Annotated in this window: 22 protein-coding genes; 15 read left to right on the top strand and 7 right to left on the bottom strand. The window is 53.7% G+C overall.

What is annotated here, in order from left to right; all coding sequences use genetic code 11:
- The first annotated feature begins 72 nt into the window (after positions 1 to 72).
- The 5 genes from MKX42_RS28730 (at position 73) to MKX42_RS28710 (ending at position 4017) form a co-directional block, all read left to right on the top strand.
- Entirely contained in the window at positions 73 to 1848 is a 1776-nt protein-coding gene (locus MKX42_RS28730; protein ID WP_340756493.1) for a sensor histidine kinase, read from the top strand.
- A 29-nt stretch (positions 1849 to 1877) separates the two neighbouring features.
- Positions 1878 to 3035, top strand: a complete 1158-nt coding sequence (locus MKX42_RS28725; RefSeq protein ID WP_340756491.1) for a response regulator — start codon at positions 1878 to 1880, stop codon at positions 3033 to 3035.
- 205 nt (positions 3036 to 3240) lie between these two features.
- Positions 3241 to 3495 carry a hypothetical protein gene (locus tag MKX42_RS28720; protein ID WP_036723207.1) on the top strand — a complete coding sequence of 85 codons (255 nt, stop codon included), beginning with the start codon at positions 3241 to 3243 and terminating at the stop codon, positions 3493 to 3495.
- A complete protein-coding gene (locus tag MKX42_RS28715; protein WP_340756489.1) occupies positions 3492 to 3668 on the top strand; it encodes a hypothetical protein in 177 nt (58 codons plus the stop codon). Before MKX42_RS28720 ends, MKX42_RS28715 begins: the two co-directional genes overlap by 4 nt.
- Complete coding sequence (locus MKX42_RS28710; RefSeq protein ID WP_340756487.1) at positions 3655 to 4017, top strand: hypothetical protein; 363 nt, start codon at positions 3655 to 3657, stop codon at positions 4015 to 4017. Before MKX42_RS28715 ends, MKX42_RS28710 begins: the two co-directional genes overlap by 14 nt.
- 13 nt (positions 4018 to 4030) lie before the next feature.
- Here MKX42_RS28710 and MKX42_RS28705 read toward each other — a convergent pair whose 3' ends face one another.
- Together MKX42_RS28705 and MKX42_RS28700 are read right to left on the bottom strand one after the other, a co-directional pair.
- Positions 4031 to 5347: an ATP-binding protein gene (locus tag MKX42_RS28705; protein WP_340756485.1), complete on the bottom strand. Its 1317-nt coding sequence runs from the start codon at positions 5345 to 5347 to the stop codon at positions 4031 to 4033.
- A complete protein-coding gene (locus MKX42_RS28700; RefSeq protein WP_340756483.1) occupies positions 5344 to 6078 on the bottom strand; it encodes a LytR/AlgR family response regulator transcription factor in 735 nt (244 codons plus the stop codon). Before MKX42_RS28700 ends, MKX42_RS28705 begins: the two co-directional genes overlap by 4 nt.
- Before the next feature lie 156 nt (positions 6079 to 6234).
- Between MKX42_RS28700 and MKX42_RS28695 the strand changes: the two genes are divergently transcribed.
- From MKX42_RS28695 to MKX42_RS28675, 5 genes are all read left to right on the top strand, one after another.
- Positions 6235 to 7158, top strand: coding sequence for an ABC transporter ATP-binding protein (locus tag MKX42_RS28695; RefSeq protein ID WP_340756480.1), 924 nt, complete (start codon positions 6235 to 6237; stop codon positions 7156 to 7158).
- The gene (locus MKX42_RS28690; protein ID WP_340756479.1) at positions 7155 to 7952 is read left to right on the top strand and encodes a hypothetical protein; all 798 of its coding nucleotides are present in this window, start codon (positions 7155 to 7157) and stop codon (positions 7950 to 7952) included. The genes MKX42_RS28695 and MKX42_RS28690 overlap by 4 nt, the downstream gene beginning before the upstream one ends.
- 31 nt (positions 7953 to 7983) lie before the next feature.
- Complete coding sequence (gene msrA / locus MKX42_RS28685; RefSeq protein WP_340756477.1) at positions 7984 to 8940, top strand: peptide-methionine (S)-S-oxide reductase MsrA; 957 nt, start codon at positions 7984 to 7986, stop codon at positions 8938 to 8940.
- 73 nt (positions 8941 to 9013) lie between these two features.
- Complete coding sequence (locus MKX42_RS28680; RefSeq protein WP_036723217.1) at positions 9014 to 9745, top strand: ZIP family metal transporter; 732 nt, start codon at positions 9014 to 9016, stop codon at positions 9743 to 9745.
- 94 nt (positions 9746 to 9839) lie between these two features.
- Entirely contained in the window at positions 9840 to 10139 is a 300-nt protein-coding gene (locus tag MKX42_RS28675) for a hypothetical protein (RefSeq protein ID WP_339222639.1), read from the top strand.
- 191 nt (positions 10140 to 10330) lie between these two features.
- Here MKX42_RS28675 and MKX42_RS28670 read toward each other — a convergent pair whose 3' ends face one another.
- The 4 genes from MKX42_RS28670 to MKX42_RS28655 all read right to left on the bottom strand — a co-directional run bounded on the left by MKX42_RS28670 (position 10331) and on the right by MKX42_RS28655 (position 14089).
- The gene (locus MKX42_RS28670; RefSeq protein ID WP_340756475.1) at positions 10331 to 11239 is read right to left on the bottom strand and encodes an aldo/keto reductase; all 909 of its coding nucleotides are present in this window, start codon (positions 11237 to 11239) and stop codon (positions 10331 to 10333) included.
- Between the two features lie 446 nt (positions 11240 to 11685).
- Positions 11686 to 12675: an aldo/keto reductase gene (locus tag MKX42_RS28665; protein ID WP_340756473.1), complete on the bottom strand. Its 990-nt coding sequence runs from the start codon at positions 12673 to 12675 to the stop codon at positions 11686 to 11688.
- 95 nt (positions 12676 to 12770) lie between these two features.
- Positions 12771 to 13613: an AraC family transcriptional regulator gene (locus MKX42_RS28660; RefSeq protein ID WP_340756471.1), complete on the bottom strand. Its 843-nt coding sequence runs from the start codon at positions 13611 to 13613 to the stop codon at positions 12771 to 12773.
- A gap of 164 nt (positions 13614 to 13777) precedes the next feature.
- Positions 13778 to 14089, bottom strand: a complete 312-nt coding sequence (locus tag MKX42_RS28655; RefSeq protein ID WP_051493345.1) for a (2Fe-2S) ferredoxin domain-containing protein — start codon at positions 14087 to 14089, stop codon at positions 13778 to 13780.
- 341 nt (positions 14090 to 14430) lie between these two features.
- On the opposite strand from MKX42_RS28655, the gene MKX42_RS33510 reads away from it, so the two are divergent.
- The 3 genes from MKX42_RS33510 to MKX42_RS28640 all read left to right on the top strand — a co-directional run bounded on the left by MKX42_RS33510 (position 14431) and on the right by MKX42_RS28640 (position 17324).
- Positions 14431 to 15321, top strand: coding sequence for a general stress protein (locus tag MKX42_RS33510; protein ID WP_445669349.1), 891 nt, complete (start codon positions 14431 to 14433; stop codon positions 15319 to 15321).
- Between the two features lie 522 nt (positions 15322 to 15843).
- Entirely contained in the window at positions 15844 to 16644 is an 801-nt protein-coding gene (locus MKX42_RS28645) for a hypothetical protein (RefSeq protein WP_340756469.1), read from the top strand.
- Between the two features lie 80 nt (positions 16645 to 16724).
- On the top strand, positions 16725 to 17324 hold the full coding sequence (locus MKX42_RS28640) for a hypothetical protein (protein WP_340756467.1): 600 nt from the start codon (positions 16725 to 16727) through the stop codon (positions 17322 to 17324).
- A 98-nt stretch (positions 17325 to 17422) separates the two neighbouring features.
- Here MKX42_RS28640 and MKX42_RS28635 read toward each other — a convergent pair whose 3' ends face one another.
- Positions 17423 to 18373 (bottom strand): DMT family transporter, encoded by a 951-nt coding sequence (locus tag MKX42_RS28635; protein ID WP_340756465.1) that lies wholly within the window; start codon positions 18371 to 18373, stop codon positions 17423 to 17425.
- Positions 18374 to 18634: 261 nt separating this feature from the next.
- Between MKX42_RS28635 and MKX42_RS28630 the strand changes: the two genes are divergently transcribed.
- Together MKX42_RS28630 and MKX42_RS28625 are read left to right on the top strand one after the other, a co-directional pair.
- The gene (locus MKX42_RS28630; protein WP_340756463.1) at positions 18635 to 20077 is read left to right on the top strand and encodes an aminotransferase-like domain-containing protein; all 1443 of its coding nucleotides are present in this window, start codon (positions 18635 to 18637) and stop codon (positions 20075 to 20077) included.
- 48 nt (positions 20078 to 20125) lie between these two features.
- The gene (locus MKX42_RS28625; RefSeq protein ID WP_340756461.1) at positions 20126 to 20836 is read left to right on the top strand and encodes a hypothetical protein; all 711 of its coding nucleotides are present in this window, start codon (positions 20126 to 20128) and stop codon (positions 20834 to 20836) included.
- Positions 20837 to 20868 lie beyond the last annotated feature (32 nt).

Raw genomic sequence — 20868 nt, 5'->3', positions numbered from 1 at the left:
AAGGCGTGGACACCCCGCCCCGGAAGGTGCTATCCTAACTTAATAGAATTTGTTATTAAGGGAGACGCAGCCGTGGAAAGTAGGCACTGGATGTCGATTATGCTTTTTATTGCAGCAGCACTGATGCTGTTTGTGTCGTTCCTGTCGTACCAGAAAAGACATCTGCCTGTTGCCAGAACGATGATTCTGATTATGCTGACAGCGGCCTTCTACGCCTTCGGCTATGGTCTTGAGCTGCTTAGCGGGAACTTAAGCCAGGTGAAGCTGGCGCTGCACATTCAATATCTGGGTATTCCTTTTGTCTCCACCTTATGGCTGGTACAAGCGATTCAATTCACCGGAGCCGCTGCGCGTTTCCGCAAGCGGCTGATCGCCCTGCTGTTCCTGATCCCCGCCGTTATCTTCATCCTGCAGCTCACGAATGACTGGCATCATTTAATCTACCGGGATTTTCTGCTGAATACGGACCCATCGGTCTCCTTGTATTACACCGTCAAGGGGCTGTGGTATAACATCCACGCTGCGTATAATTATCTGGTGCTGCTTGGCGGCATAGCGCTGTTCATATCCATGTTTGTGCGGGCGCTGCCGATTGTACGCAAACAGATTGCTGTTCTGCTTCTGGGTGCGGTTGCGCCTATGCTGCTCAATTTGTTTCTGTGGACCGGAACCCGGATTGATCTCACACCGTTCGGGTTTGCAGTATCGGGCATCGCCTACGCCTGGGGCATCCTCAGATTCAACCTGCTCCGCCTGACTCCGCTGGCTATGGCGCAGGTGTTCGAGACGATCCGGGACGGTGTCCTTCTGTTCGATTATGAGAATCAGATCGTCAGCTACAACCGTGCCGCAGAGAAGATGTTTCCCGAGCTTGGGAGCAGGCGGCGCTACCCGGCGGATATGACGGAGGTGCTTGCCGGCAGCGGGGATCTGCTTGAACGTCTCAGGGGCTTAAGCGATGAGGACGAGCGGTTTGCCTACGAGCGGCTCCAGGCTGGCAGGCGTCTGTACTATAATTGCAGTCTGTCCTTCATTCATGATACAGGCAGCACCCCTATCGGTAAAATCCTCTTGTTCAGCGACATTACCGAGCTGAAGGAGAGCGAGGTCCGGCTGCGCGAGAATGCCCGGCAGCTGTCCGAGCTGAATGCCTTCAAGGACAAGCTGTTCACCATTGTGGCCCATGATATCCGTGATCCGGTAGCACTGCTGGTCAGCCTGACAGAGCTGCTGGGCGACGGGCTGACAGCTGCAGATGATCAGCATGCGGAGGTGGTGCGGGAGATCAAAGGGCAGGTGCGGAATACGTTCCAGCTTGTTGACAATCTGCTGGACTGGTACCGCAGCCAGAAGGGGACGGTGTCGTTCCATCCGCAGGCCTGGAGTGTGCAGCAGGTGGTCCGGCAGGCCCTGATGCTGGCGGGTACGAAAGCCGGGATGAAGCAGATCCGTCTGATGGAGCGCATCGGCAGCGAATTAACCGTCCGGGCGGATAAAGAAATGCTGGACCTGATCCTGCGCAATCTGCTCTCTAACGCTATCAAATTCACGGGGATAGGCGGCTCTATTAAGGTTGGGGCCCTGCTAGAAGAGGACAGGGTTATCTTGTCTGTGCGCGATAACGGGATTGGTATTGATGAAGCGACCGCAGACATGCTGCGTCTGGAGGAGCCGATTCTGAAGGCGCCGCTGGGGGAGGAGGCAGGGGATGCCCGCTTCGGCCTGGCGCTCGCGCGTGAATTCGTCCGCATCCATGGCGGGAGCCTGTGGTTCGAGAGCAAGCCGGGAAGTGGAACGATCTTCTACTTCACCTTGCCGGGATCGGCAGGAGGAGAACGGATGGAGTAACGGGGCAGCGGGAGGGAGGAGATATGCAAATGAAGGTTATACTGGTCGATGATGAACGGATGATGCATCTGATTCTTAGCACCATGCTGCTTAAGCTGCCTGAAGTCGAGCTTGCGGGTACGTTCACAGATACGAGGTCGGCTGCTGCCTTTCTGGAGGAGCACCCGGATGTGGAGCTTGCCTTCGTAGACCTCTCTATGCCGGGAGAGGGCGGCATGGCCTTTGCAGCCAGGCTGGCAGCTGCCGGTTCTCCGGTGCAAATTGTGTTCGTGACCTCACATAAGGAATTTGCCCTGGAGGCTTACGACTTGTCCGTGCTGGATTATTTGGTCAAGCCGGTCTCCCAGGAGCGGCTTGCGCGCACAATGAACCGGGTGCTTACCTGGCGGCGTGCTGCTCCGGCACGGCTCTCCCCTATGCCGGAGGTGCAGGCTCCGGCCGGTTCCGGCCGGGTAACGCTCACGATGCTCGGGGATGTTGCCGTGAGCAGCGGGGCAGGCCGGGTCAAATGGACCTCCCGTAAATGTGCTGAGCTGTTTGCCTATCTGCTGCTGCTCCGGGGGAAGCGCGTCCCCCGTTCCAGGCTGGTTGCGGATATCTTCGGCGGCATGCATAAGGCCAATGCGGAGAGCTATCTTAACACTACCGTCTATCAACTGCGTAAATCTCTGGAGCCGCTGGGTCTGCGGGAAGCGATCCGTTCGGAGAACGACGGGTATGCGCTTGAGCTTCAAGCGCCGGTTATGGACTATCTGCAATTTGAACAGGAGGCAGCCGCCTTGCACACCATTGAACCCCCGGATATAGAGAGGGCTATGTGTATCGAGCAGCTCTATACAGGGGAGCTGTTCGGCGACAAGGCTTATGTGTGGGCCATCCATGAGACGGAGCGTTATGCGGAATTGTATGCCTCCTTCGTCAAACGGCTGGCCGCAGCTCTCATTGCCAGCCGGGATTCCGCTGCGGCCTCCAAGCTGCTGCTGAAGCTGAACAAGCGGAATCCGCTGGATGAATCGGTGATCCGCCAGCTGATGGCCGTTCACGAGCTGGCCGGAGACAAAAAAGGTCTGAATGCCGTCTACACAGACTACGTGCGGCTGCTGAGCCGAGAGCTTGGCATCAAGCCCTCCGGCGACCTGATCTATCTCTATGATTCCCTGGTCCGGCGGATCTCGGAACTCAAATAATCTTTGTTTCAGCCTTCTCCGGAGGGCCCGGATTACGGGTCCTCCGGTTTTTTTTGCTGCTCAACCCAATCAGAATGGCTATTGCTAGAGTAGATTACCTTGAGGGTGATTCTGTTAGAGTGGCGGCAAGGAATTTCGCCAAAAATGTGGACAGGGGTAAAGGCGCGAATCCGTTCCGATTACATTAGGAAATGGGGGGATACAGATGGATTTCAGTGCATTGACTGGCCTTTTCGTAGATAACAACGGTTCAGTCGTGCTGAATGTTCTGTTATCTACGGCCTTGATCTGGAGTGTTAAGCAAATTGCGAATAAAGAAAAAGTAATCCAGAATTATCAGAAACGGGACGAGGAGAATGAGAAGCAGCTTAGCGAATATAACCGTACACTTGTGAAGCTGCTGATTGAGAGAGGAACCGCAGAGAGAAAACCTAATGATGAGGAGGTCGTCAACAAGTGAAGCTCCTCGATATCTTCCGCAAGCACGAGCTGAAGCCCAGCCGGGTCAAACGGGAAATTGAGACCCTGGGCCAAATTCAGGAGGCGTATGAAACCAATGATCTAGAAAGACTTATTGATCTGCACCGTACCGGCTTAGGCAGAAGGGGAGATGATCTGCATGGACATTATTGACTTGATCCTGATCACACTGGAAATGATAGCCTTGATTGCTTTTACCGCGTATGTTATCCGTTACAGCAGGTATTTTATGGGACGAGGCCCCTTGCGTACGTATAATTTGTATCTCCGCAGTGTGTGGATAACTTACGGGGCGGTAGCGCTGCTATGTCTCAATCTGCTGTGGGGAAGGCTGAACATTATTCTCGGGCTGAACCAGTCCGGCAGCTTATCCGATATTTTGCGTGAGTATGTGCTGGTGCTGACGCTTGTCATGCTTGTATTCGCGGGCTTGCTGCACAAGGAGTTATGGGACAGCAACCGGAGGCCCAAACCCCGCAGCGAACGCAAGAAACTGAAGTAGGCCCCATTCCTCATCATTCTCCCTCGGACACCCGTCCTCCGCCACGTTCATCTCTCTCAATATGAAAAAGCACCAGCTCCAGCTGAAACAGCTGGCCGCTGTAAGCAAGCTGAAACAGCCCGCCGGCCCGCTCCATCGTCTGGCGGATATTCCGCAGTCCGATCCCGTGGGAGCGCTTATCGCTTTTGGTAGTCAGCAGCTCGCCGCCTGGGCCTTCGAGGACAGAACCGGAGTACGGATTCTGAATCCTTATGAATAAGCTGTCATTCAGATAATGCATATGTACCGCGATGTATCGTTCTGTTCCCTGTTCCTTGGGCATCAGGCTGACTGCCTTCAGGGCGTTATCAAGGGCATTGCCCAGAATAACGCTGATAACAGCGGTATCCAGCATCAGCCGGGGCGGAAGGCTCAGCTCCAGGCGGAGATCAATCTCTGCTGCGGATGCCTCCTGCCGTTTGTAATCCAGAATGGAGTCAATAACCGGGTTGCCCGTGTTGCAGTAAGTTTGGGCTTGTCCAGTCGAGCCCAGTAGAGCGTCCAGCTCGGATGTAGAGGCGGATTCTTCTCCGCTGAGAATTCTGGAGCGCAGGCCCAGCAGAATATGGTTGAAGTCATGGCGGAACCGGAGGGCTTCCTCCTGAAATTCCCGGTTCCGGTGGTACTGGTTCACATAATAGCTGTTCTGCTGCTCCAGCAGCAGACGCTGGCTGCGTTCAGAATATGCGCTCAGCATGCGGTCAATCAGGAGGAAGACCAGAAGATTAATAGCGAGCAGCAAGGCGGGAACGACAGGGAATAGCTGCGGATATAGCTGGAAGAAGGGGCTGCCGGATAACTGCAGCAATACCGCAATGCTAAGACAAGGACAGAGAAAGACAACAGCTCCTAACCATCCGTTTGGCTGGCCCCGGCCCTCGCCTTTCACCAGCCTGCGCAGCAGCAGCACAAGCAATAGTATCAGCAGCTTCGAGAGCAGCAGACCGAGCCTGTAACCGAAGTCTGTACGTGGCAAAGGAACCGCCGCATCGCTGAGGATAATCACAACAGAGATAAGCACCGCAGCGTATAAACGCCAAGCAAGGCTGCCCCTGTAGAGCAGGGACAGACCCAGGATCAGTCCGATATTGCCAGCCATCAGCAGCAGGCCGGGCAGGGAGCTGTGATGGAGCAGAGCATGAACACCTATGTACAGAATGTAAAGGGCGGTCAGCCGCAGCCGCGATTCTACACGACAGGTGAAGAGGCGGCTGAAGAAGAGATGCAGTATGACTGGCAGGAGCGGTAATACAGCGAGATAAATGATTTCATCGAGGAGTACGGAACTCATACCAGCTCCCCCCTGAAATGCAGATAGGCCCTGCGCACAGCGGGGCTATATTTGTTGCTGACCGGCAGCTCACGGCCGGTGGTGAGAATGATTTTTTTTGCGCTAATGGCCTGAATTGAATAGAAGTTTACAATATAGGACTGGTGAATTCTTACGAAATGGCTGGACGCCAGCTTCTCCTCCTCCGCTACCAGCTTCCCGTAATATTGCAGTGTCCGATCCTGAGTAACCAGTGTAATCCGCCGGATGCTGCTCTCCAGATAATGAATGTCCCTGTGAGGAATCCTTAGTTCCTGGCTCTTCAGCTGTACCGCAAGGAAGCTGGTCCGGCCCTGCTGCCGGAGACGGAGGGTCTTATGGATGGCCCGGCACAGCTTCTGCTTGAAGCTCTCCGGCGTTAACGGCTTCTTCATGAACCCCGACGGACGCAGGTCAAACAGCTGCATATGGTATTCTTCATGGCTGGAGATATAGATAAGCTGCACCGGGTCATTGCCGTCATCCTCCCTCAGGAGCTGCCCCGCCGCAATGCCGTCCAGTCCGCCCAGCTCAATGTCCATCAAGATAATATCGAACTGGCAGCCGTCCCGGAGGGCCCGGGCGAAGCTTTCTCCTGAATAATACAGGGAAATCTCAATAGGCTCGTTGAAGTGTTCTCCGGTCTCCAGAATCAAGCGCTCGGCCTCTCCGGCTGCGCGGGGCTCATCGTCACACACAGCAATATGAATCATCCGCTTCTCCACCTTTGCATTGATCCCTATATTATACATTTTCATCCTCAAAAACGACATGATCTCGTGTGAATATGACACCTGCGTTAGCGGACGGGGCGCCGGATGGTATCGTTAAGCCGTCAACAGATTTGAAAGGGAAAAGGAGTGTTTGCTTTGACGGCAGCGGTATTTGAAGCTCAGGGCTTATCCAAGAAGTATCCTTCAGGGGTAGCGCTGGATCAGCTCTGTATGAGAATTGAGGCGGGGGATGTATACGGCTTCGTTGGCGAGAACGGGGCGGGCAAAACAACACTGATGAGAATCATCGGCGGTCTGGTGCATCCCACAGCCGGAAGGATGGCCTTGTTCGGAGAGCAGAGCAAGGAGCAACAGATTGCGGCCAGACGCCGGATCGGCTTCCTGATCGAACGGCCTTCGCTCTATCCCCATATGAATGCGATGGAGAATCTGGGCTTTTACTGCCTGATCTTCGGCATCAGGGATAAGGGGAGGAGCGCTGAAGTGCTGAAGCTTGTAGGTCTGGATGAGGCGGGACCGAAGAAGGCGGGCGAGTATTCGCTTGGCATGCGCCAGCGGCTGGGAATTGCCGTTGCCCTGCTGAACCGGCCGGAGTTCCTGGTGCTGGATGAGCCGGTGAATGGACTTGACCCTGCGGGAATTGTGGAGGTCAGGCATATCCTGGAGCAGCTATCCCGGGAACAAGGCGTGACCCTGCTGATATCCAGCCATATTCTGAGTGAGCTGCAGCTGCTGGCCGGCAAATACGGCTTCATTCATCAAGGGCGGCTGATTCAGGAGATTTCGGCTGCTGAACTGCAGCAGTCTGCTCAGGTGATGATCTGTATTACCACATCTTCTCCGGCAGCAGCCGTAGCTGAGATGTTGAGGCAGGAGCTAAGTCGCGGGGATATCCGGGTCAAGCAGACCGGAGAGATCGAGCTTCCCCGAAGCGGGGTGGATCTGGAGCGCCTAATGTCTCTACTTGTGCAGCGGGAGATCCCGGTTGACGGCTTTCAGCTGACAGCGCCCAATCTGGAGCAGTATTATATGGATTTGATCGGGGGCGGCGGAAGATGAGGAACCTCTGGCAGGCTGAAATCTATTATTTGCGTAAGGATCTGGCCTTCAAAAGCGTCACCGCAGTCTTCGCCTTAGCCAGCCTCGCACTTGTTCTAATTCTGGGCAGCAAAGGCGGTTATTCCTTAAGCAGTTATACAGAGTCGCTCAAGACGGCTGCTTCATTCTCTATCCTGTTCTATCTTGTTATTCCGCTGCATGCCTGCTTTTTTGCAACCGAAGGCTTCGAGTATGGCTCGGTGCAGAATATTATTGCTGCCGGGCATAGTAAGGCGAAATATTTTACCGGTAAATATGTGCTGGAGCTGCTTGCCGTTCTGGGCTGGCTGCTGGAGTTCTACGGTTTATATTATCTCTTTTCTCTGGCGGCAGCGCTGATCACAGGAGCGCCGGTAGGACATGCCGGATATACAGAGGATCTGGCGGCTGGTCTGACAGCCTTGGGACTGAATCTGCTCTATCTGGCAGCTTATTGTGCAGCAGTCATGATGCTGGGGATGGTGATCCGCAAACCAGCTTCGGCGGTGGTGGCTGCCTTCTTCTTCATCTTCGGTAACCTGCTGCTCAGCGGGTATCTCAAGGACGCTTCCTCTGCGGTTCTTCGCACAATTTCCGAGCATTCCCTCATGACGCAGATTCTCAAATTCTCGGGGCTGTATGTGGAGAATTCACAGCTGATCCTGCTCTCGGGGACGGGGGATTATATCCGCGCGTTGTGGATTCCTGCAGCTTGGATCTTGCTGTCTCTAACCATCACCCTTACCGTTTTGGAGAAGCGGGATATTCAGATATAATAGGGGAAAAGCATGCAGGGAGGCGGTCTGTTTGACTACGAATGATACGCTGCAGCTGGCGACCTTCGCCGGCGGCTGCTTCTGGTGTATGGTCAAGCCGTTCGACGAGCTGCCGGGCATCGTCTCGGTAGTGTCAGGTTATACAGGCGGGCATACGGAGAATCCGACCTATGAAGAGGTAGGGTCGGAAACTACAGGGCACCGGGAGGCGGTGCAGATTGTCTATGATCCGGAGCTGTTCCCGTATGAACGGCTGCTGGAGATCTATTGGCAGCTGATCGATCCGACGGATGACGGCGGGCAGTTCATGGACCGGGGCCATTCTTACGCTCCGGCGATCTTCGTTCAGAATGAAGAGCAGCGGAAGCAGGCGGAGCTGTCGAAGGAGAGGCTGAAGGCCAGCAAGCGCTTCAAGGCGCCGATTATGACACCCATCCTGCCGGCTGCGCCGTTCTATCCGGCGGAAGCGGAGCATCAGCAGTATTATCTGACTCATCCGTTGGATTATAAGCTATATCAGAAGGGCTCGGGCCGTGACGACTTCACAGCGCTGCACTGGAACAGCCGTGAAGACAAGAAACGGTTACGGGGCCGGCTTACAGAGCTGCAATATGAGGTCACGCAGAACAAAGGTGCGGAGACTGCCTACCAGAATGCGTATTGGGACCACTTCGAGGAGGGGCTATACACGGATGTGATCAGCGGTGATCCGCTGTTCAGCTCGGCAGCCAAATTCGATTCCGGCACAGGCTGGCCCAGCTTCACGGTTCCGGTGGAAGAGGGGATGATCCGGCGGGAAGCCGATTATAGCGGCGGGCAGGTGCGGACCGTGCTGCGCAGCAGGTTGAGCGGAGCTTATCTGGGGTATCTGACCTTTGACGGACCGGAGCCGGCGAAGCAGCATTATCATATCTATTCTGCCGCCCTTCACTTCATCCCGAAGGCAGAGCTTGAAGCCCGGGGGCTGGGACGGTATGTGAGACTCTGAAGTTTGGGTCTATTTATAGCTGCCTAGAGCATATGCTTGATCTATAGTCCTGTCCACAAAAGGGGTTGAAGATTTGGCGGGTGCACTTTTAGGCAGCTTTTTATCTGCAATGGCAACGGTGCTGGGCGTTATTCCTATTCTGTTCGTAAGGCGGCTGTCCGAGCTGTGGAAGGATGTGCTGGTGGCCTTTACCGCCGGGATCATGGTCTCTGCCAGCACCTTCGGGCTGATGCCGCAGGCGATCAAGGAATCGGGCATTACCGCGCTGACGCTGGGACTGATTACCGGCGTATTGCTGCTCGATCTGATCGAGAGCCATATTCCGCATATCGATGTGGAGAATAAGCCTGGCCTCAGCAATCTGGATTCCAAAGCGCTGCTCGTCATGATTGCGCTATTCATTCATAACATCCCCGAAGGGCTCAGCACAGGCTTCAGCTATGCCAGCGAGCAGACAAGCCTTGGCCCGATGGTGGCGATTGCGATCGGCGCACAGAATATGCCGGAAGGGCTGATTCTGGCGATTTTCCTCATGAACGCCCGCGCCAGCCGGCGCAAGGCCCTAATTATAGCCGCGTTGACCGGACTTATGGAGATGGTGTCGGCCGTGATCGGGTATTTTACAGCCAGCTATGTACAGAATGTGGTTGGATACGGGCTGGCATTTGCTGCCGGGGCGATGCTCTTCATCGTGTATAAGGAGCTGATCCCGGAGAGTCATGGTCACGGATTTGAACGGCCCTCGACGTATTCGTTTATCTTCGGGCTGCTGGCGATGGTCTATATTACGCAGTTTTTTGGCTAGGCTGCTTCAGCGGCAGTGTCATTTGCATCTGCCTGCCGCAGCCGCTATACTATAACGCAATCCCCGGTTCCTATGGAGAAGGAGTGATGACACGATGGTTAGACTGGAATGGGAAGCTGTATTATCCTTCGTATTATTAATTGCTTCGTACCTGTGCTTATACGCGGCTATTCAGAAGCGGACAAATTTCGCCCGCTACAGCATGACCGTTCTCCTGATAGCCAGCGGAGCGCCGCTGGCGGTGATGCTGATTCTGGAGAGCAGAAGGGAAGCGCTGGATGCCAATATCGGGCTGGGTATGGCGTTCCTGCTGACCTGGCTCATTACCGCCGTTGTATTTGTGGCTGCATTGATTACCTGGATAGTGAAGGCAAGGAAACGCGCTCATAGGTAGAAAATAAGAAGTTAAGCAAAAAATAAGAAGCTGTCCAGAGACTGTAATACTACAGTTTCCGGACAGCTTCTTCTGTTAAAATATAAGGATTTATATATTTTACGCTATAAATTATCCTTCTATTTCTCGCTGAAACGGTACCGTCCTTTAAAAGGACGGCGAAGCCGTTTCCACTTGGCCGTAAGCACGCTCTATACGTGCAGGGTATACCGTCCTGCCTTGCTGGTCTCCCGTACAGCTTCAAGCTCAAGCGGTGAGAGCGGCTGCGAGCGGGCAGCCGCCATATTCTGCCGCAGCTGCTCCAGACTGCTGGCCCCTGGGATTACAGCGGCAACCACCGGATCGGCCAGCGGATATTGCAGCGCGGTCTGTGTCAACGTCCGGGTGAGTGTTGTCTGGCTCATCAGCTGCTCATGCAGCGCTGTGAGCTCGGCTTCCGTATAATCCAGATACGCCCGCTGCGCCTTGCTGCGGCCATGATCGGTCAGGATGCCGCTCGCCAGCGGCCCCCGCGCAATCAGGCTGATGCCCGCGCGGCCCAGCAGCGGGAGAATACTCTCCTCCGGGCGTCTGTCGAGAATGCTATACTGGCTCATCACGCTGACGATGCCGGAGCGCTGCACATATTCCCGGATCACATTCGGCCGGATGGAGGAGATGCCGTAATGCCGGATAACCCCTTCCCGCTTCAGCTCCTCTAAGGCTTCAATCGTCTCATCGATATCATCCTCCAGCGTTCCTCCGTGCAGCTGATACAGATCAATATAATCGGTCTGCAGCCTGCGCAGGCTCTCCTTCACAGCGGAGCGGATATAGGCCTTGGAGGCATCCCAGCTCCAGCCTTCCTTGCCGGGAATTCTGCGGTTGCCCACCTTGGTTGCCAGGATCACATCGGCACGGCGGTGCCGGATGGCCTGACCGACAATCTCCTCATTGCGGCCCTCATCGTAGAGGTCGGCGGTATCCAGGAAGTTAATTCCGCGGTCGAGCGCTTCGCGGATAATGGCGGTGGCCTGCGCTTCCTCTGTCCCCAGCGACATGCAGCCAAGCCCCATGGCACTTACATGTAAATCGGATTGCCCCAATCGGTTAGTCTTCATCGGATGTCCTTTCGTTATTGCCGTGATGGGTATTGATGGGTACGAATGAGTTCATTATAGCATTCAGGCACAGCGTAAGCACTCGGGCGGGACTGCTTCATGGTTCAACTGGAACAGCATCAGTCTTTAAATTGTGGTTGGGAATGAAGAGACCTGAAGTTTTAAAAGAGTGAAAGCGTTGGGGGAAATTGTATGTGAAAAACCGAATGCAATGTGCAGTGCGGAGGCGCGTGGACCAAATGTAGGCGAAAAACCGAACATAATAGTTTAGGTGGTTCCGTCATAGTGATCCAACCTATATGTTTAATTCTGATGGTCTGCTAGCAAAGGATATTTGCACAAAAAAGCAACCCTGCATCACCGCGAGCGGGTGGGCAGGATTGCGTCATATCTGTGATCTGTGACCTGGGATCTGCAGGTTCGGCAGGAGCAGTATCCGCCCCGGGTTATCCGCGCAGAATCGTCTCAATCTGCTCCAGCTCTTCAGCGCTTAGCTCAGGCGCATTCAGTGAAGCTACGGCATCCTCGATCTGGCTGATCTTGCTTGCCCCGATCAGTGCAGAGGTCACCTTGCCGCCGCGCAGCACCCACGATAAGGCGAGCTGGGACATCTTCTGTCCGCGTGCCGCCGCAATTTCGTTCAGCTTGCCAACCTTGGCCAGCACCTCAGGCGTGAGCTCCTTCTCGGAGAGGAACACGCTGGGTCCGGCTGCACGGGAATCGGCTGCGATGCCGTTCAGGTAGCGGTCGGTCAGAATCCCCTTTTGCAGCGGGGAGAAGGCGATGGTGCCGATGCCCTCTTCCTCCAGCACATCCTGCAGGCCGTCTTCGATCCAGCGCGACATCATCGAATAGTTCGGCTGATGGATCAGGCAAGGTGTGCCCAGGCGGCGGAGAATCTGCGCGGCTTCCCGCGCTTCCTCCGGCTTGTAGTTCGAGAGGCCAACATACAACGCTTTGCCCTGACGGACCAGGAAATCGAGGGCGGACATGGTCTCTTCCAGCGGTGTATTCGGGTCTGGACGGTGGTGGTAGTAGATGTCTACATAATCCAGCCCCATCCGCTTCAGGCTCTGATCCAGGCTGGAGACCAGATACTTCCTGGAGCCCCATTCACCGTAAGGGCCGGGCCACATATAGTATCCGGCTTTGCTGGAGATGATCAGCTCATCGCGGTAAGGCGCGAGATCCGTCTTCAGCATCCGGCCGAAGCTCTCTTCCGCAGAGCCGGCAGGCGGTCCGTAGTTATTAGCGAGGTCGAAGTGGGTGATTCCTAAGTCAAACGCCCGGCGGACCATCGCACGGCCGTTCTCATATACATCATTGCCGCCGAAATTATGCCACAGCCCGAGGGAGATGGCCGGGAGCAGCAGGCCGCTGCGTCCGGTTCGGTTATATTTCATCGTGTCATAGCGTTCAGGATTGGCGATATACATATTGGATTCCTCCTAAGTTTAAGTTGTGCGGGACTTCATACCTCCCTAATTGTAGCGGACAAACGCTTTCATTCGTATGTCAGCATGGATGATTTTTATAGCACAATGTCTGTATCTGCATGGCGGAGCCGGTATTCTTTGGGCGAGCAGCCCTTCACCTTCTTGAACATCCGTGAGAAGAGCAAAGCATCCTGATACCCCACCGATTGCGAGATCTCCCCGATGGTGCAGCCGGTCTCCGTCAGCAGCTCGCAGGCTTTGGACATACGGAATTGGAGCAGATATTGCTGTGGAGGCAAGCCGACCGTCCGCTTGAACAGCGCCGACATATATTTGCGGTCCAGCTTCAGGGAAGCGGACAGGCTCTCCATCGTCACATTCTCGGCGTAGTGGGCTTGAAGGTAATGCAGGCACTGCTCGACATAGACACTTCTGCTGCGCGGAGCCGGGCTGTCGGCAGCCGGGACTGTGCGCAGCAGCAGAGAGAAGAATTCATAGAGCATCACCTTCAGCGGCAGATCCAGCAGCTCCCCGCTGCTCCCCGTCTCCGATAACCTGCCAGACAGCGAAGGCATCAGCACCTGGTCCATCGGGAACACCGGCTGTTCCGGGGTAAGTGAAGTCCGTCCCAGCAGATAACCTGCCTCCTCCCCGGTAAAAGCAATCCACGAATACAGCCAAGGGTCGTCCTGATCTGCGGCATAATGTGTTACCACATGCGGATAAGTGAGGAAGGCCTGCCCTGCGTTCAATGTATGGGTGGCTTCACCAACGGTTACCTTACCGGTTCCGGCGTGGATGAAGTGGATTTTATACAGGCTCCGGACCCCGGGTCCGAACGAATGCCCGGGTGCACACTGCTCCTGGCCCCAGTAATGCAGATACAGGTCAGGATTGGCCCGGTGGGGGCGATGGGCGTTATATTTGAATACTGTCATGCTTGCAGCCTCATTTCCTAAAAGGATGATGGCACTCCTAATGAACATATACCATTAGTATACCTCAGAAGGAGGAGGGCCGGACAACCGCAAATAGTCCCAGCCCGGAAAGGGAGGGACTAGGAGTATGAGGCAGAAGGCAGACTGGCCGGGGGCGCTGGGAATCAGGCTTCCATTTTGAGCATAACCAGCTCTTCTACCGGCTGTCCGTTCACCAGATGCTCCTCCACGATACGGGCCACATCCTCCGTTGTTACATTGTAATACCAGACCCCGTCAGGATACACGATGACAAAAGGGCCGTTGCCGCATAGGCCGAGACAGCTGGTTTTGTTGATTTTGACCGTCTTGTTGATTCCTTGCTCCACCAATTGCTCCTTGAATTCCTGCATGACATCCTCTACATCCTGGTTATTGCAGTGCTCACTGCAGCAGAAGAGCAGATGCTTCTTAAGTACCTTCAGACGCATATTCATCGCGATTTCCCCCTGGATTCTATAAGAGTAGCTTACCTGTTATACGAGGAGTATAGTCTCTTTTGGCGGCGCTGTAAGGAGATTAGAGCATTGTTCCCAAAGGCTTAATAACTGCCATGAACCGGAGAATTCAGTGTAATCTAAGCTGACTTCAAATCACTGAATTTGTGGAAAATGTGTCCGGCGGGCAATTTCCTGTTTCATAAATTTTTTTGCGGAACCCGGCTCAAGATCGAAGGTTACCAGTTTCGCGGAGAAGGGTTTGGTTAAGTAAGGGATGTGAAAGTAAAGCGAGAGTCAAACCATTAACAACCTAAAACAGCTACCAGGAGGGAATCGTTATGAATAAGAAAATTGTAGGTGTGTTCCATACAGAGCATGAAGCTTCACGGGCCATTGAAGACTTGAAGGCGCACGGCTTTCTGACAGAGGATATCTCAGTGATAGCGAGAAATAAACGCGATGTGGAAGCGATCAATGATGAGACCGGGACGAAGGTGCCGGAGGGCATGGCTTCCGGGGCGGCGACCGGCGGTATCCTTGGCGGTGTGACCGGACTGCTGGCAGGCATCGGCGCCCTGGCGATTCCGGGAATCGGGCCGATTATCGCAGCGGGGCCGATTGCAGCCACCCTGACCGGAGTAGCCGTAGGAGCAGGAACGGGCGGGCTGGTCGGCGGGCTGATCGGACTGGGCATTCCTGAGGATGAAGCTGCGAGCTATGACAACTATGTAGACGAAGGAAATATTTTGGTTATGGTGGATGCAGATATCTCCCGCGAACAGGACGTATATACTGTATTCCGCAACCATAATTCGGCGAATGCTGACCGCTATATGAGGGATGCCGGCACTGCGGGTACGGCTGCGGATGTGAATGCTCCACGGGACTCCGTAACAGACGCGGTGGATGCGGCGTTCAATGGCTCAGGCCTGGAAGGCAGACATGATACAGGGCTGGACACGATGAATTCAGCCACGGAGCATGATCTCCCGGAGCGAAGCGCAGTGCAGAATATGAAGCGGCCGGGAATGACAGGCGATCTGTATTCCGGCACGCGTAACGGCATCGACAAGATGCCGGATCATACAGCCGACCGCAGGCTCCAAGACCTGGAGGAACGTCAGGCACAGGAAGCTGCCAGACAGGAAGGCGCCCGGCCTGGCAGCCTCGTTAATGAGAAGGCGAAGGATGACAGCGAGCTGCTCAGAAACCACGGGCGCACCCGTTAAGCGGCAAATGAACAGCGGATGATGAACGGCGCATAAGATGACAAAAGACAAGGGTTTCCCGAAGTCCTGCCGGACTTTAGGGCGGCCCTTGTTTTTGCGTGTCCAGTGTTCAAGGGAGAGTGTTTGATTTTTAGAGTAGTCTGCTATATTTTTCACAGGATGAAAGGAATGCCGCGAAAATGTATTTTGCTCCACCAGTCAGCAATTCATAGACAAGCTTTCTTTAACTGAAGATTTATGTAATTAGATACTTTTATGAAAAAGCGATTGCTAAAAGGATACTGAAGTTGAGATTTTAGGGAGGTTACCAAATGAGATGAAATCAACATTATGAATTCTAATTTTCTAATATGTCGGTTAATAGTATTAATTGTCGAATATACACATAACGCCTAGGACTTAACAACCGTTTTCCAATATAAGGATTAAATAACGTTTATTTATATCACATATGTGGTAAGGCTTAGTGGGTGGCCATCCTAGATGAAAAAATTTGAAAAAAAGCGCAGGGGAGAGTAAATTATGAAAAGACTAGTTTCGATCATGGTTGTTGCTATACTGATCTTCATACCTTTAAATGCCTTTGCAATGGAAAATAATCTGGAAAATAAAGAATTTAGAACTGTTGTTGATAGTATGTCTGCCGCTGAGACGGCGATCATGAGCATTAATGAACTGCCTGAAGTGACTATAAACTGGTTGCGTGAGCAGGGTGCAACTCTTGATCAGGACAGTGCAGTACAGTATGTACCTGCAACTCAAAATATTGAAACAATGCGTGGTGGAGAGATTCATGGTGAAGCCATTAGAATTTGGAATGAATTGGACAGTGGAGATATAAGTGTTACTACGGTATTGCCAATCTCAAAAGCAAATGCAATAAGTGCTATAGGTGAGGCGGGTAAACCAACTGGGACACCAGGGACAATCGGTTACGGATTAAGTTCCGTTAGTATATTTACTGCACATTATGATCAGTTTAACAATCTTACGTACATGCGCCCTCTACGTCAAGATGTTACAGCGTATGCTAACAGCGGATATAACATAGGTAATTTTAAAGCAACATGGGTTACTTTTGGAACACTCCTTACTTATCCTGGGTATACTGCTGCTCCTGAAGCAAACAATTTTCCTTTTCGACATGAAGTAACCACAAGTGTCAGTTCGCCCATACTGGGAACAAAATATACTGGATATAATGCATTAAGCAGCAATAGGGTTTATCTTGTAGGAGGAGGTATAGCTTGGGTATGCGGAGTATCATATGATATAAATGTAAATGGTACTAATCATCATTTTGAAGTTACTGGCATCTTGTAAACCAAGTTGGACATATAATATAAAATAACTTTCCTAGTGTTTGATTTCTAGGTAAGTGAAAGACAAGGAGGTGTATTCAATTGAGACAATCATACTTTTTGCTAATCTGTGGAATAGTGTTTCTTTCCTTATTAACGGCGGGCTGCAGCAAGGACACACCCCAATATAACGAGTTGTTCACACAGGTAGAGAAGCACCGGTCCGTATTCAAGCAGCCGCTTGAAGAAGGGCTTAATGCTCTTGGAATCAAGGATGCTGCACAAGCGTATGATGCAACCTTGGGTACACTGATGCTGGACGAAAAACTGACCGTCAATCAAAAAGAATTCATCCAGCAGATGAAGGCAGATGTCACAGACGGTAAGATTACCGGTTACCGAATCGGGATGGTTTTTCCCAGATCGGACAGCGGGTATGAGGATGCGAGAGAGCTAGTACGTGCTTTCCTGAATCAATACAAACCAGTGGATGAGGCAGAGGCTGACAAAGTAGAGGAATCACTCCGGTCGATAGACGGGATGACCTTCCCGTTGAAGCCGCTGACAGGAGCAGTAGAAGAATCCTGGACACACGGCGAGGGTGATGACAAGCTGTTTATTACCTACAGAATGGCGAACAGCTTCGATAGCGATAAGGAATTGCCGCTGAATTTGTATTTCAGCTCAGAAGAGCAGCCGTAGACGCCCATTGGCGTGAAGCCTGTGGAAATAATAGAACAGCCTGCATTCCTTTAAATCAGGGTGCAGGCTGTTTGTGTTCGGTGAGAAGCGCCAGTTAGCTACTCCTGAACCAGGGGCTCAACGCTTGCTTTTGGCAGAACAGGTATTACCGGTTTAGGCTTGAAGAACAGCTGCCTCAGTGCGCCAGCGTTCACAAGGATGGTTCCGAATATAATCGTGAACACGCCAAGCAGCGTTACCCAGGTGACCGCTTCGTTATAGAACAGGAAGCCTACGCCGACGGCAATCGGCGGAGAGATATACAGCCAGGTGGACGGAAAAACCGGATTCGTCTTGGAGACGAGCCAGTAGAACAGTGTATGTCCAACCATGGAGCCGACAACGGTCAGGTAGAGAAGGGAGCCGGCGGTCTTGAACGATAACAGGAAGGACGGGTGCAGCGGCTCTGTGAATAGGGAGATGATGAACAGCAGCGCCCCGCCGTACATCATCTGGGCTGCGTTAAGAGCCACGGGGGACTCGGCGGAGAAGGTGGTGATTACTTTTTTGGAATAGATCGCCCCCGCCGCGTAGCAGAGTTCCCCAATCAGCACCACGACACAGCCGATCAGCCAGAGCGGAGTAACGTCAGCCGCCAGGCTGGGCAGCACCAGCAGCAGGACTCCGGTGAACCCGATGATACAGCCGAGCAGAGAGTAGGCGGGAGCTTTTTGGCGCAGGAAGGTCGTCTGCATCAGCAGAATCATCATCGGTCCGGTGGCTGACAATACGGCAGCAAGTCCGGAGGATACATATTGTTCCGCCCAGTAGAGCGCGGCGAAGGTGCCGAAGGTCAGGGCTGCTCCCGTGAGCAGCATTTCCTTGCGCAGCAGCAGGGAGAAGCGGACTTTGCCCTTCAGAACCATGAACAGGAACAGCACCGCACCCGCCGTGAAAAAACGCAGTCCCGCAGAGAAGAAGGGCGGCGCTCCGGCGTCTACGCCGATTTTGATGGCCAGGAAGGTAGTGCCGAAGATCAGACAGACAAGTGAATAAGCTAACAGAATCATGTTTCAGTTCCCCTTTGTGGTGGTAGTGTGCCACCCTCTTAAAGATTTCAGTTAATCATATCCTTATAGGCACAGAACAGATTGAAGATAGTAGAACAGTTGCGGGAGGGAATGCTGTACAATAGGGCAAAGAGAAGTTAGCTGCGGGGCGTGCAAGGATGTGTAGAAATCGGCAAGTGTCAGCAGGAGCTTAGTCGAGTGAATATTGAGTGATGGAGCGGGGTGCGACCCCGGTATATGTTGCAGAAAGGCGGCAGGTTGATGAAAAAAATAGCGGGTGCCGAGCAGAATAATCCCTTATCCCGCCAAGTCTATGAGTTCATGCTGAACCGGATGGAGCGGGGGGAGTGGAGTACCGGTGATAAACTGCCGTCGATCCGGCTGCTGGCGGAGGAGCTGGGAGTTCACCGGCTGACGGTCTTCAAGGCCTACCGGGCACTTACCGAGAGCGGCAAGCTGTATGTTAAAGACAAATCCGGTTATTATGTGGCCCCGGGCAGCAGGCTGGACCCTACGGTGGACGAAGGGGCGGCAGTACCGGGGTATATGGTCAGGAGCCCGATGTCGGATATTCAGCGGATGCCGGTCACGTACCAATTCTCCCAGGCCTTGATTGATCCGGGACTGCTGCCGAACCTGTTCCTGTCCGATTATGTCAAAAAAGTATTCGATCTCTACCCGAAGGTCATGGGCACCTACTCCTCCGTGGAGGGGGATGAAGAGCTGCGGGTTACGCTGAGCAGCCATTTCGAGGAGCGGTATAGGCTCCAGCTGTCGGCCCGCGAGCTGTTGATTACTTCAGGTGCACAACAGGCCATCAATCTGATTGCCGGGATCATGCTCGGTCCGATGGATGCTGTGCTGGTGGAGCGGCCTACGTATAGTGTGGCGCTGGATATTTTTCGGCGGGCAGGGGCGCGGCTGGTAGCCGTGGAGATCTCGCCGCAGGGATATGACCTGGCGGCGGTGGAGGAGCTGATGCGTAAGAATAAGCCGCGGATGTTCTATATCAACCCGACCCATCATAACCCGACGGGGTATACGGTTCCGGCGAAGCAGCGCAAGCTGCTGGTGGAGCTTGCGGAGCGCTACCGCTGCCTGCTCGTGGAGGATGATCCGTTCCGTGACATGTACTTCGGGGAAGAGCCGCCCCCGCCGTTCTTCGCCTATGATACGGAGGGCTGGGTGATGTATATCAGCAGCTTCAGCAAATATGTAGCTCCCGGCCTGCGGATCTGCGCCGTGGCTTGCCGTTACCCGTTCATGGAACGGCTGATCGCCGCCAAGTCCTTAGCGGATAACGGGACGCCGCTGCTGAATCAGAAGATTTTCCTGCATTATTACACCTCGCCGCGCTTACAGCAGCATCTCGGCAAGCTGCGGATTGCCCTTCAGGTGCACAGGGAGATTATGGAGGAGGAGCTCGCGGCCACCGGCTGGGAATGGACAACTCCGCAAGGTGGGCTTAATCTGTGGGTCAAGCTGCCGGACAGTGTTCCGGTCACTAAGCTGCTGGCCCGTTGTCTGGAGCAGTCCATCTCCTTCGTTCCCGGTGAGCTCTGTGATCCGCTGGGGGAGATGAAGTCCTGGCTGCGCCTCAGCTACTCGTTCGCCAGTGAAGCCTTGCTGCGCGAGGGAATGCGGCGGCTCACTGCCATTGCGCGGGAGATTGAGGCGGGGGGAGTAGATGGCGGGAGTGTGTAACCTTTCTCTGGAAGTTTCCGTCTGAGGGTTATGAGGAGCGTGATGTTGATGGTAACGACAAGGAAAATACGGAGCGCCTGGCTGATGATTCTCTGTTCGCTGATTGTCTTCATGACACTGCTGACTATTCGCCCGCAGGTAACCTATGCCTGTTCTTGTGCAGTGTCTCCTTCGCCGCTGGAAGCAATGGAGAAGAGTGCAGCTGTTTTTGAGGGAACGGTAGTCTCCATTAAAGAGAAATTTAAAATTATGCAGTCCAGCGCTGATCCGGTGCAGGTAACCTTTCAAGTGGGAGCGCGGTGGAAGGGTGAAATGGGAGAGAGGGTAACGGTAACTACCGCACAGGCGGAGGAAAGCTGCGGATTCCAGTTCACAAAGGGTGAACGCTACATCGTGTATGCAGGCGCAGAGGAAGCGGAGGGGGAGGAAGGAACAGCTAAGCTTACAGTCAGCTTCTGCAGCCGGACCGCATTCTTCTCTGGGGCGAAGGAGGACCTTAATGAGCTTGGCGCCGGAATGTCAGGGGGCTCGCCCACGGAGCCGCCCGGGATCACTGATGATCAAGGGGCGGTCTCTGGTAATCATCCAACTTCAGTAAGCCCTCCAATCTCTGAACATACGGCTGAAAAAAATCCAACGTCCGTGCCTGAAACAACCTCTGCATCTAGGCTGATTTACGCTGGAGCAGGTACCGGTATAGTAGTCCTTGGAGCCGCCGCAGTGATTCTCCTGCGCCGCCAATCTAACTCGCGCAAATAATCTGGATACAATTTGTCCTTACTTGCCCCCGA

The organism is Paenibacillus sp. FSL R7-0204 (assembly GCF_038002225.1).
GTDB lineage: Bacteria > Bacillota > Bacilli > Paenibacillales > Paenibacillaceae > Paenibacillus_AQ.
The sequence above is the reverse complement of the archived record's forward strand: the minus strand, read 5'-3'. Positions and strand labels throughout refer to the sequence as shown.